7 protein-coding genes are annotated in these 12911 nt (G+C 62.1%); 4 read left to right on the plus strand and 3 right to left on the minus strand.

Going from position 1 to position 12911, the window contains the following annotated elements; genetic code table 11:
• Positions 1–24 precede the first annotated feature (24 nt).
• From ACST81_RS12375 to ACST81_RS12390, 4 genes are all read left to right on the plus strand, one after another.
• Positions 25–1890 (plus strand): ABC transporter ATP-binding protein, encoded by a 1866-nt coding sequence (locus tag ACST81_RS12375; protein ID WP_438748028.1) that lies wholly within the window; start codon positions 25–27, stop codon positions 1888–1890.
• A 371-nt stretch (positions 1891–2261) separates the two neighbouring features.
• On the plus strand, positions 2262–2840 hold the full coding sequence (petA, locus tag ACST81_RS12380) for a ubiquinol-cytochrome c reductase iron-sulfur subunit (RefSeq protein WP_438748030.1): 579 nt from the start codon (positions 2262–2264) through the stop codon (positions 2838–2840).
• Between the two features lie 14 nt (positions 2841–2854).
• Entirely contained in the window at positions 2855–4111 is a 1257-nt protein-coding gene (locus ACST81_RS12385) for a cytochrome b (RefSeq protein ID WP_438748032.1), read from the plus strand.
• A gap of 23 nt (positions 4112–4134) precedes the next feature.
• On the plus strand, positions 4135–5016 hold the full coding sequence (locus ACST81_RS12390; RefSeq protein ID WP_438748034.1) for a cytochrome c1: 882 nt from the start codon (positions 4135–4137) through the stop codon (positions 5014–5016).
• Between the two features lie 185 nt (positions 5017–5201).
• Here ACST81_RS12390 and ACST81_RS12395 read toward each other — a convergent pair whose 3' ends face one another.
• From ACST81_RS12395 to ACST81_RS12405, 3 genes are all read right to left on the minus strand, one after another.
• The gene (locus ACST81_RS12395; protein WP_438748036.1) at positions 5202–5588 is read right to left on the minus strand and encodes a type II toxin-antitoxin system PemK/MazF family toxin; all 387 of its coding nucleotides are present in this window, start codon (positions 5586–5588) and stop codon (positions 5202–5204) included.
• Positions 5524–5877, minus strand: a complete 354-nt coding sequence (locus ACST81_RS12400; protein WP_438748039.1) for a hypothetical protein — start codon at positions 5875–5877, stop codon at positions 5524–5526. Before ACST81_RS12400 ends, ACST81_RS12395 begins: the two co-directional genes overlap by 65 nt.
• Before the next feature lie 174 nt (positions 5878–6051).
• Positions 6052–12684 (minus strand): kinesin, encoded by a 6633-nt coding sequence (locus tag ACST81_RS12405; protein WP_438748040.1) that lies wholly within the window; start codon positions 12682–12684, stop codon positions 6052–6054.
• Between the last annotated feature and the right edge of the window lie 227 nt (positions 12685–12911).

Genomic DNA, 12911 nt, shown 5'->3' on the forward strand with positions numbered 1-12911 from the left:
TTCCCCAAGGCCTATATCTGAGCCATGTTGCGCGCCGTCTTCGCCTTTTTCGAGAACTGGATAGAGTCGTTTACGGCAGGCGATGGCCTGCAGCCGCCGGAAAGGCTCGTTCCCTACATCTGGTTTTATATCCGCCAGGCGAAAGCGCCGTTCATTGCCATGCTCGTTCTCGGCGGCATGACGGCGGCGATCGAGGCGACGTTGTTCTGGTTTGTCGGCCGGGTCGTCGATATCCTGGCGACGGTCAAGCCGGGCGATGGCTGGAGCGGACTGCTTGCGGCGCATGGCGCCGAACTGTTCGGCATGCTCGTCCTGATCGGCGTCGTGCGCTTCGTCGTATCGCTCTTGATGTCGCTGGTCGATCAGCAGGTCATCACGCCCGGATTCTACAACCTGGTTCGCTGGCAGTCCTATCTTCACGTCGCGCGCCAGTCGCTCACCTTCTTCCAGAACGACTTTTCCGGCCGGATCGTCACGAAGGTCTGGTCGGGCGGACAGGCGGTCGGCGACGTCGTCACTTCGCTGATGGAAAGCGTCTGGTTCGTCGGCATCTATTCCGTCTCGACGCTGGTGCTGGTCGGGCAGCTCGACCTGTCGCTCGCCATCGTCGTGCTCTTCTGGCTGATCGGCTTTGCCTTCCTCGCCCGGTATTTCGTGCCGCGCATCCGCCAGCATTCGAAGGAGACGGCGGAGGCATCCTCCATGCTCAGCGGCCGCATGGTCGATGCCTACAGCAATATCCAGACGCTGAAGCTTTTTGCGCGCGACGAGGAAAACGACCGCTACATGCGGCAGGGTTTCGACATTTTTCAGGACAGCATCATTCGCTTCACCCGGTTCATCACCGGCGTGCGGGCATCGATGGCGTTTCTTTCCGGCATCATGATCGTCACCATGGCGGGCCTCAGCGTCCATCTCTGGCTGCATGGCCTGATCAGTTCCGGCGCCGTCGCCTTTACGCTGGCGCTTGTGCTGCGGCTGAACTTCTTGCTCAGCCGCATGATGGTGCAGTTCAACGGCATCATGCGCAATATCGGCACGATCCAGAATGCCGCCGAAATGATTTCGCAGCCGGTGCAATTGGTGGATGCTCCCGGCGCCGGCAACCTGACTGTCGAAACGCCGTCGATCCGCTTCGAAGACATCCGGTTCCACTATGGCAGGGACCGGGGTCTCATTGACAATCTGTCGCTCACGATTCGTCCGGGCGAGAAAGTCGGTATTGTCGGCCGCTCGGGCGCGGGCAAGACCACGCTCGTCAACCTGCTCCTGCGATTCTACGACCTGGAGGGCGGGCGCATCCTGATCGACGGACAGGACATCGCGACGGTGCGGCAGGAATCGCTGCGCACGCAGATCGGCGTCGTCAGCCAGGACACCTCGCTACTGCATCGCTCGATCCGCGACAACATCCTGTTCGGACGGCCGGATGCGGATGAAGAGGGCTTGCGCGAGGCGGCGAGAAAAGCCGAGGCCCTCGACTTCATCGAACGGCTGCAGGACCAGCGTGGCCGCACGGGATTCGACGCCCATGTCGGCGAGCGCGGCGTCAAGCTGTCCGGCGGCCAGCGTCAGCGGATCGCCATTGCCCGCGTCATGCTGAAGGACGCGCCGATCCTGGTTCTGGACGAGGCGACCTCGGCGCTCGATTCGGAAGTCGAGGCTGCGATCCAGTCCAATCTCGACCGCCTGATGCACGGCAAGACGGTGCTCGCCATTGCCCATCGACTCTCGACCATCGCCGCGCTCGATCGTCTGATCGTCGTCGAGGAGGGGCGGATTGTCGAGGACGGAACCCACGACCATCTGATCGCCGCCGGCGGTCTTTATGCCGATCTCTGGCTGCGCCAGTCGGGTGGTTTTCTGGCGCGGGATGCCGCCGCCGAATAGCGGTGACAAAAGGCCGCGCCGACAGTTTCCGAAGCTCCGTTTTGCGTGCGGGCAAGTGTGAAAATCGGTTTGCGAACATTGGCTTCGGTTTTCCCGCGACATTGTGGCTCACCTCTTGTGCTCAAGGCTGGACATCCCATGCGATCAAGCATAGAACCCGCCGGATTGCCGGGGAATCTGCCGTTTATCGTGACGTGCGAGGTTTGCCCCGGTTTTGATGCATGAGACGGAAAAACGAAAGTTTTCGGCGAATCGTGTATCCGACTTATTGATTTGGCGGTGTTCTTTCGCTCAAGTGGCATCACGGGACGCGGATTGACGCCGGGGGATTGTGCGGTTACCGCAACATTGCGTGAGAGGATGGTTTAGCCGTGAGCGAACACGAGATATCAAGCGAAACCCTGAGCGAGCCTACTCGCCGTGACTTCCTGTATCTGACCACCGGCATGGCCGGCGTGGTCGGCGCCGCTGCGGTTGCCTGGCCGTTCATCGACCAGATGCGCCCGGATGCCTCGACGCTGGCCCTTGCCTCGATCGAAGTGGATGTCTCGAGCCTGCAGCCGGGCATGTCGCTGACGGTGAAATGGCGCGGAAAGCCGGTGTTCATCCGTAATCGTACCGATGAGGAAGTCAAGGAAGCCGACGCGGTCGCGCTTTCCGACCTCAAGGACCCGGTCGCACGCAACGCCAACCTTCCTGCCGATGCACAGGCCACCGGCCTCGATCGCTCGGCCGGCAAGGGCAAGGAAAACTGGATCGTGATGATCGGTTCCTGCACCCATCTCGGCTGCGTGCCGCTCGGCCAGTCCGGCGAATACAATGGATGGTTCTGTCCCTGCCATGGCTCGGCCTATGATACGGCCGGCCGTATTCGAAAAGGCCCGGCGCCCGAAAACCTGCCGGTTCCGACCTTTGCTTTTACCACTGACACAGTCATCAAGATCGGCTGAGGGGAATACTGACTATGAGTGGGGATCATTCAACCTACACACCGACGACCGGTATCGAGAAATGGATCGACTCGCGCCTGCCGCTGCCGCGGATGGTGCATGACAGCTTCGTCTCCTACCCCGTCCCGCGTAACCTGAACTACGCCTATACTTTCGGCGCGATGCTGTCGGTGATGCTGATCATCCAGATCCTCACCGGTGTCGTCCTGGCCATGCACTATGTGGCTCACACGGCTTACGCTTTTGAGTCGGTCGAAAAGATTGCGCGCGACGTGAACCACGGCTGGCTGCTGCGCTACATGCATGCCAATGGTGCATCCTTCTTCTTTATCGCGGTCTATCTGCACATTGCCCGCGGCCTCTACTATGGCTCGTACAAGGCGCCGCGCGAAATCCTCTGGATCCTCGGCGTCGTCATCTATCTCCTGATGATGGCAACCGGCTTCATGGGCTATGTTCTGCCCTGGGGTCAGATGTCCTTCTGGGGCGCGACCGTTATTACCGGCTTCTTCTCGGCTTTCCCGCTGGTGGGTGAGTGGCTGCAGCAGTTCCTGCTCGGTGGCTTCGCCGTCGACCAGCCGACGCTGAACCGCTTCTTCTCGCTGCATTACCTGCTTCCCTTCATGATTGCCGGCGTTGTCGTCCTGCATATCTGGGCGCTGCACGTCACCGGCCAGACCAACCCGACCGGCGTCGAAGTCAAGACCAAGACCGATACGGTTGCGTTCACGCCCTATGCGACGATGAAGGATGCGCTCGGCGTTTCCGTCTTCCTGATCGCCTATGCCTGGTTCGTCTTCTACATGCCGAACTATCTCGGCCACCCCGACAACTACATCATGGCCAACCCGCTGAAGACGCCGGCCCATATCGTTCCGGAATGGTATTACCTGCCGTTCTACGCGATGCTGCGCGCCATCACCTTCAACATCGGCCCGATCGACTCCAAGCTCGGCGGCGTTCTGGTGATGTTCGGCTCGATCATCATCCTGTTTTTCCTGCCCTGGCTCGACACGTCGAAGGTCCGTTCCGCTGTCTACCGTCCCTGGTACAAGCTGTTCTTCTGGCTCTTCGTTGCCAATGCCATCCTGCTCGGCTGGCTGGGTTCGCGTGCACCGACCGATCTCTACACCCTGATGGCCCAGATTGGCACGTTCTACTACTTCGCGTTCTTCCTCATCATCATGCCGGTTCTCGGCCTGGTCGAAACCCCGAAGCGTATTCCGAATTCGATTACGGAAGCGGTTCTGGAAAAGCAGAACAAAAAGTAAGCGGCTCGAGAGGAACTGAACCAATGAAAAAGCTTGTTACAAGCCTCCTGTCGCTCGCATTCGCAGCCGGCATCCTGGGCGGCACGGCCTATGCCGCCGAGGAAGAGCATGGGGTGAAGGAAGCGACGGAGCACGCCGTTGCCAACGCGCACTTTCCGATCTTCAAGCCGAAGAACATCGACTGGAGCTTTGCCGGTCCCTTCGGTCACTATGACAAGGGACAATTGCAGCGCGGTCTGAAGGTGTACACGGAAGTCTGTTCCGCCTGCCATTCGATGAACCTCGTGTCCTTCCGCACGCTGGAAGACCTGGGCTATTCCGACGCGCAGGTGAAGACCTTCGCCGCGAACTACGAAGTGCAGGACGGTCCGAATGGCGATGGTGAAATGTTCACCCGCAAGGCAGTCGCATCCGATCACTTTCCGTCGCCGTTCCCGAACGAGGAAGCCGCCGCTGCCGCCAACAACGGTGCGGCGCCGCCGGACTTCTCGCTGCTCGCCAAAGCGCGCGGCGTGGAGCGTGGCTTCCCGCTGTTCATCCTGGATATCTTCACTCAGTACCAGGAAGGTGGCCCGGACTATATCCACTCGCTGCTGACCGGCTATCAGGAACCGCCGGAAGGTGTGACGGTTCCGGAAGGCACGCACTTCAACCCGTACTTCAACGCCGCCATGTCGCTTGCAATGGCCCCGCCGCTCTCCGATGACCAGGTCACCTATGACGATGGCACGCCGCAGACGGTCGACCAGTACGCCCAGGACGTTTCGGCCTTCCTGATGTGGACGGCCGAACCGCACCTGGAAGAACGCAAACGCACGGGCTTCATGGTCCTCGTCTTCCTGGTGATTTTCACCGGTCTCCTGTACCTGACGAAGAAGTCGATCTACGCGAACAAGAAACACTGAGGCTTTCAATGTTTCGAACGAAAAAAGGCGGTCCCGTGAGGCCGCCTTTTTTGTGTATGGAGTGTGACAACGACGTTGCCTAGTTTAATGCGTGTCGCGATCTTTCAGATTCGCTCCGCACGCTTCAGCTTTGTTTTGGCGCATGTCTTTTCGCAAAACCACCGCACACTTTTGCGAGACATGCTTTAAAGCAGAATGTTTGCGAACTCCCGTTCGCAGGCGAGGCGATCCGTTGCAGCCAACGCGCCGAGTTTGCGAAGAATAAGGGCATTTGGAATCGTCGCAAGTCTCCAGCGAACGAGGCACGGTTGAGGTAGATTTGCGCTTGCAAGATCTGTAAGCAGAATATCACTTGGCCATGTCGAAGCCTTCGCTGTCGTAATCATGGCCACGACTGTCGCGCTGTTGACGCCATTGAAGCGACTGCCCGACAGAACAACCGCTGGACGTCTTTTGAGAACTGGTATGTCTGAAAACGGAAAGGGGACGACGATCGTTTCGTATCTTTCACAGATCACGGAACGCTGCCTCATCCTCAGGACTGTCCCATTCTTCAAATAACTTTGAAACATTGATCAGATAGTCGTCGGCGAGTTGAACTTCGCGAATGGAAACAAGCTCGCCACGCCGGTTTTTGAACCAATCGCTCCAAACACGTTTCATGCTGCCTTCCGGTCTGATCGCTTCCGTGGGACGACCATCCTTGCCGGTTTTCATCCGTATCCATCGGCCGACAACGCCGTCAGTTTCCAGGTTGATGTATTCTTCGTCGGGGAGGGCTCTGAGGCGTTCGCGCAACTGTGGGCTTTCCACGTGCTTGAACCAGATTGCAATGTCGGAAATTTTAACCTGCAGGGTCATTGCTGCTCCTCAATCCCTTAAGAGAACAGGGGGTCTATAGGGGGTATTCTAGTATTGAATTGGGCCCCGTCAATGCGTTGGCGATGAACATCGTTCAACGGATAATTTCCAAACAGGAAAAGGCCCGTCGTGCAGGACGGGCCTTCTCTCGAAATGCGCGGGATATATACGCGTTTAGCTGAACCGGCCGGCCGCATGCGCCAGCATCGTATAGACCTTGCCGGTATCGGACGTCAGGTAGGTCTGGGTCATCACCTTGTCGCGGTCGTTGCGGGCGACGTCGCCGAGCAGCTTTTCGAAATCGGCGATGTAGCGATCGACGGCAGTGCGGAATTCCGGTTCGCGGTCATACTTGCGCTTGATCTCGTCAAAGGTCTGCTGGCCCTTGAGGGTATAGAGGCGACGTGTGAACACGTCGCGTTCGCCGCGCTGGTAACGCCGCCACAGATCGACCGAGGCATCGTGGTCGATGGCGCGGGCGATATCCACGGACAGCGAGTTCAGCGATTCCATCACGTGGCGCGGATTGCGGTTGTCGCCGGAACGGGCGGCGGGCTGAGGCTCGCTGGCACGCTGCACCGGCGGCGTTACGACCGGCTCTTCCTCGCGCGATGCGCCACGCAGCAGGTCGCGCATCCAGCCGCTGCCTTCTTCACCACGCGGGCGGGCGTCGGCTGCGGGCTCGGGCTGGCGGATGGCCGGTTGCTGGGCGAGGGGGCGTTGCTGCTCGATGCCGAGGCTGCCGCGAAGCAGAGGTTCTGTTTCCGGGCGACGCGGCTGTTCCACGACCTGTTGCTGGGCGACGGGTTGCTGAACAACGGGCTGTTGTATGGCGGCGCGAACCGGAGCGGCAGCGACCGGCTGCTGGGCAGGCTGCTGGCGTGTCACCGGCTGGGAGATTTCCAACTGGCCGGACGATTTGCCGATGATGTCGGACAGTTCTTGCAGGGCCTTGATCTGCTCGGCGACGGCGCGGCGCATCACCGAAGCATTTTCCTTGGCTTCTTCGGGCAGGTCGAAGGCGCCGCGCTTCAGTTCGTCGCGGGTCATGTCGAGTTCCTTACGGATCTCGTGGGCCGAGCGGCGGATTTCGTCCGTGGCGCCGCTGAAGCGGGCGACGGCTTCCTCGACGGCCTGGCGGATAGCTTCGCCCATTTGCAAGGCGGCACCATCAGACTTCTTGCTCGCGTCGTTCATCAGGCGATCGATATCCGACAGCGATGCACCGACGCTACCGCGAAGGCGCTGGGCGACTTCCTTCGAGCGTTCCTCGGCACGGGCAAAGGCGCCTTCCACGGAGAGGCCGGCATCTTCACCAGCCTTGGTAACGGCGGCCTGCATCGCTTCGCTTGCCGATACCGCGCGTTCCTCGGCTTCCGACAGCGTCCTGCTGACATTGGCGAAGGAGGCCTGGACGCCGGCACGCAGGTTGTTGGCGATCTCGCTCGAGCGTTCTTCAGCCCGGACGAACACCGATTCCACCGACATACTGGCATCGTCACCGGCCTTGATCACGGCATCGCGCATCGCGTCCGCAGCCGATGCGGCGCGTTGTTCGGCATCGCTCAGGATGCGGCCGACATCGCTGAACGACGACTGGATGCCCGAGCGAAGGTTGCCGGCCACCTGTGCCGAGCGATCCTCGGCGCGCTGGAAGGCGCCATCAACGAAGCCTTCGAGCGCATGCATGGTCTTTTCGATTTCCTCGGACCGGCTGACGAGGCCGATCGAGAGGGTGCGCAGAGCATCCTGGCGTTCTTCGAGCGTGCTGACCAGGTTCGACTGGGCAGCGGCGAGAAGATCGGACGCCTGGCCGAGAACCTTCGAGTGATCCTCGAAGCGACCGACGATTCCGCCAATCTGCGACAAGGTCGTGCCGGAAATGTCCGCCAGCTTGTCGACCTTGCCTTCGAGCAGGCGCGTGGTCGTTGACAGCATGTCGGAGGCGCGCGTCGCCGAGTCCGAGAACCGGGCGGTCGTCGATTCCAGTTGCTGATCCATGGCGCCGAGATTGGCGCTTGCCTGTTCGATGACGCCGGCGATGGAGGCGTTGCTGGCCGAAAGCTGCTCGATCAGGCCCGAGGCCGTCGATTGCAGACGGTTCTCGACCATCTTCATGGCCATTGCGGTTTCGTCGGCGCGGGTGGAAATCGCGTTCAGCGTTTCGCCGGTGCGGGCCGTCAGGCTCTCGAGCAGGTTGGCGTTTTCGGCACGCAGGCGTTCCGCGCTTTCGCGGGCAGCACCACTGATGCGGTCGGCAGCTTCCTTGCCGGTCGCGGCATACTGATCGATGATCGGGCGGGCCTGCTCGTCGATCAGGCGCGTCAGTTCGGCGGAGCGGCCGGCGAGCATCGAATTGAGTTCGCGCGTGCTGTCGTCGAGCGTCGTGCGGATCGTATCGCCGCGGGTCTCCAGCGCCTTCTCGACGTCCGAAAGGCTCTGCTGCAGCGAGGAAGCCTGCTCGGCGACGCGGCTCTGCGTCTGGGCGATGCGGGACGTAGCGCCATCCGCAGCTTCGCCGACGGAGCGGGCGAGTTCCGCGCTGCGCATGGCCGCGGTGGCTGCCGTCTGCTCGACCGCGGATTGGAAATCGGCCTGGCGGGCCGCCATGGCTTCCGCGAAGTCCTGGCCGGCCTTGGCGAGCAGATCGGCCGAACGCTGGGCTTCCGCGTCGATGCCTTGCGATGCGTCGCTAACGGCGCCGCGCAGGCTGGTGACGAGGCCGGCGGCCTTGCCCTCGATCGTGCGGCTGACATTGTCGAGACCGATCGACAGGGCGCGGTCCATGGTGCCGAGGCGTTCCTCGATGCGGCCCGTGCCGCCTTCGATGCTGGCCTCGATGCGGGTTGCGGCTTCGGCGCTGACGCGGCCGAGCTCAGCCGTATGGCTGCCGAGCGTTTCGGCAATGCGTGTCGCGGCGGCGCCGCTGATCCGGTCGATCTCTTCGGTGCGGCCGCTGATGCTTTCGGAAATGCGGGCGGCAGCGGCGGCGCTGACCTGGTCGAGTTCCGCCGTGTGCCCCGACAGGGCTTCTGCAATGCGGGTCGCGGCAAGGCTGCCGATCCGGTCGATCTCGTCGGTGCGGCCGGCAAGACTGTCGGCGATGCGAGCGGCTGCCTGGCCACTGGCCTGATCCAGCTCGACGACCTTCGACGACAGGCTGTCGGAAATCCGCTCCGCCGCCCTGTCGCTGACCTGGTCAAGCTCGGCGATCTTTGTCGAGAGGGTATCGGCGATGCGCTGGCCGGCATTGTCGACGAATTCGCTGACGCCGCCGACACTTTCGCGGATGCGGCCCTCGAGCACGCCAAGGCTGCTCTCGATGCGCGCGCCGGTACCATCGACGCTGTTGTTGATGTTGGAGAGCGACGCATCCATGCGCTGGGTCAGCGTGTCGGCGGCGCGGCTGATCTGATCGGCGGTCTGGCCGAGCTGCGACGCGACATGGCTGGTGCTTTCGACCATGCGCTGTTCGAGTGCCTCGGCGCTGCGGTCGATGACGCCGCTGAGCGCAGCCTGACGTTCTTCCAGCGTCATTTCGAGCATGCTGGAACTGGTGGCCATCGTGGTTGCGATGGACAGCGACTGCTCCTCGAGAACGTCGGAAAGCTGGGTCTTGCCATGCGTGACCGCAACGTTGATCGCGTTGATACGATCATCCAGCGTCGCGCGAATCTGGTCATGGGTGGAGGCAAGCGACGTGCTGAGCTGATCGGCGCGGCCGGCGAGCGTCTGCTCGATATCGGAGGCCTTGCTGACCATTGCCGCCGCCATGTCCGAGGCATGACCGGAGAGCACGGTGGCGATCTCGGCCGAAGTGTGGGTCATGGTGCCGGCAATGTCGGTGACGCGGCTGGAGAGATTGTCGGCGATCTCGGCGACGCGGCCCGAAAGCTGCTGTTCGATATCGCCGGTGCGGTCGGCCATGGCTTCGGCGATCGCGGTGACGCGGAAGGACAGGCTGTCGGCGATCTCTTCGGTACGGTTGCTCAGCGTGTCGGCCATTTCCGTGGCGCGCGCGGTCATCGTGTCGGCGATTTCGGAGGAGCGGTCGCTCAATAGGGCATCGAGCGTCGAGGTCTGCGTGGCGAGCGTATCGCCCAGCGCTCGGCTGCGTTCCGAAAGGATCGCGTCCAGACGTTCCGTAGTGCCGCTGATGGTATTTTCGATGGCGCCGGTCGATGTCGAGAGAACGGCGGACAGGGCACCAGTGCGTTCGGACAGGATTCCGTCGATCCGCTCAGCGGTACCCTCGAAAGCGCTATCGATGGCAGCTGTGGAAGACGTCAGTACACCCGCGAGCACACCGGTTCGCTGCGACAGAATGGTGTCGATGCGTTCCGCGGTTCCGTCGAAGGCGCGGTCAATGGCGGTTGCGGACGAGGCCAGTGCGCCGGTCAGCGCATCCGTACGCTGCGACAGGATCGTGTCGATCCGCCCGGCAGTGCCTTCCAGGGCGCTGTCGAGGGCAGCCGTCGAAGACGCCAGGGTGCCAGTCAGCGCATCCGTGCGCTGCGACAGGATCGTGTCGATCCGTTCGGCGGTTCCGTCGAAGGCGCTGTTGATGGCGGCCGTCGACGATGACAGCACGCCGGTCAGCGCGCCGGTGCGCTGGGACAGGATGGCGTCGATCCGCTCTGCCGTGCCTTCAAAAGCGCTGTCGATCAGTTCGGAATTCGTGGCCATCAGGGTCGACAGTTCCAGGGTCCGCTCCGACAGCGTGTTGTCGAGGCGGTGCTGGCTGGCGGCGATCGCGCTGGTAATCTCGTCGGCGCGGTTGGACAGGGTGTCTTCGATCCGGCCGTGAATGGCTTGCAAGCCATCGATGAAACCGCTGGTGCGGGTATCCAAGTTGTCGGCGAGTTGCTGGTTGCTGGTGGCGATGGCGCTGGTACGGGCTTCCAGCGTATCGGCAAGCCGCTGCTGGCTTTCGGTGAGAACAGTTTCGAGCGAGCCGGCGCGCTGCGAGAAGCCGGATTCGATCCGGTCCTGGGCGGCAGTGAGCGCGCTCATCAATGTGCCGGAGCGTTCCGCCAGCACGCTGTCGATGCGGGTGTGGGCGTTGCCGATCGCATCGCCCAGTTCGGCGGTCTTGCTGCTGATCGTGTGTTCGATGAAATCCTGCGTGGTGCCGAGCGTCGTCGCGAGTGTCAGCGACTGTTCGGAGAGCGCCGATTCAAAGCGCTCGATACCGCCGTCGAGTATGCCACCGATCGCGTCCGAACCGCCGGTCACCGACTGGTTGATGCGGGCAAGGCTTTCCATCAGCTTGGAATCGAGCATGCCGGCACGCTTGTCGAAGGCGGTGGCAAATTCGTGGAAGCGGGAATCGAAGGCGCTGGCCAACTGGCCGACGGTGGTCGTCAGCTTTTCCTCGAAGAAGCCCGACCGCAGGTCGAGATCCATGATCGTGTCGTCGGCGGTGGTCTTCAGGCTCTGGCGGAAGCTCGCGCCCTTTTCGTCGAGCGTGGCGTTGAGCGTGTTCAAAATATCGTCGAGGCCACCGACGATCGCTTGCTGGCCGACATTGAGGCTCTCGTTCAGATCGCGGGTGCGTGCGATCAGCGTTTCGTTGAGCTGGCGGGCGCGCTCGTTCAGCGCCGCGTTGAGTTTTTCGGTGTTGGCGTCGAGCGTTGAGGCGCGGGTCTCGAACTGGCCGAGCAACTGATGGCCGCGCTTGGCAAGCGTCTGGCTGAGCGTTTCCAGGCGTGTGTCGAACTCGTTGCCGAGCGCGACGCCAGCCGTTGTCAGGCCGGAGAGCAGGGCGTCGGTGCGAGTCGACAGCATGGCGCCGATCGTCTGGGTGGCGCTGTCGGAGCGTTCCATCAGGGCAGCGGCGCGCGTCTCGATCATCGAGGCGAAGGCTTCGCCCGATGTGGCGATCCGGTTGGAAATATCATCGCCGGCAACGGCGAGCTCGTCCTTCAATTGGGTGTGGGCGCCGGAGATCGACGAGCGGATGCGCTCGGCATGGCCGACGATGGCTTCGCGCTCGAGGCCAAGCTCCTGGACGAGGGTGCGGACGCGCAACTCATTGTCGCTGTAGGAGCGCTCAAGCGCGTTGACTTCGGAATGAACCAGCGTTTCGAGTTCGGTGGCACGGGCGATGGTGCGCTCGATACCTTCGTTCATGGCCGAGACTTCGCGGCGCACGGCCTGGCCGACCGTCATGATGCGTTCGGAGGCGGCGGTTTCCGGTTCCGCGAGGCGAAGCGCGACTTCCGCCATGGAGCGGGCGGCACTGCGCAATTCCTGGGCACGCGAAATCATGATCGCGAAGGAGAAGAACAGCATGACCGGCAGGATTATGAAAATCGCCACGCCGACGGCGCCCGGCATGGCCGAGAGGTCGGCAAGCGATCGAATCTGCCAGATTTCCGGTCCATAAAGGAGATTGGCGACACCGAGGCCGCCAACGATCCACAGAAGAGAGATGGCGGCGGCGATGCGCATGGCCGAACGGCTGGAGCGGACGTCCAACGAGCGCAGAACGGCGGCCGGGGTCTTGCGGCCATCATCATTGGCGGGAGCGAAGGTGGGGGCCTTTGGGGCCGGTTCGGGAGAAAGGCTTCTTGGCGCCTCAGCGGAGCGAGCCGTCCGGTTCGCCTGTTCCTGCTGGGGCTTTGTCCCGGCCTGGCCGGCCACGGGTGCCTGCTTTGCGGGGGCGGACGCCTTTGCCTCCGGACCGTCCGACGACGCCTTGTCGTTCAGGGCAGACTTAAGCTCGTCAAAGTCGATTTTCAGGGCATCTTCCAACGCCTGGAACGCTTTGTCGTCGATCGACTCGTTGCTTTTATTTGTCGCCATGCGGATACGCCTCGTTACCAAACTGTCCTTTCGGAAGGACCCTCCGCAACACCGCCTGCATTGGGGAGCACCTCCGATACCCGGACGGTGAACAGCAGGATACGCGCACTACATCGACGCAGAACCCTGACATGCACCCATTTCTACACGTACCGACGGATAACGCATCGAGACCCTTGGGTACTTCATTCAACGCAGTTTTCCGTCAGGATCGTTCCAGCCTGCCA

Origin of the sequence: Pararhizobium sp. O133 (genome assembly GCF_051669845.1) — a bacterium.
Lineage (GTDB): Bacteria > Pseudomonadota > Alphaproteobacteria > Rhizobiales > Rhizobiaceae > Pararhizobium.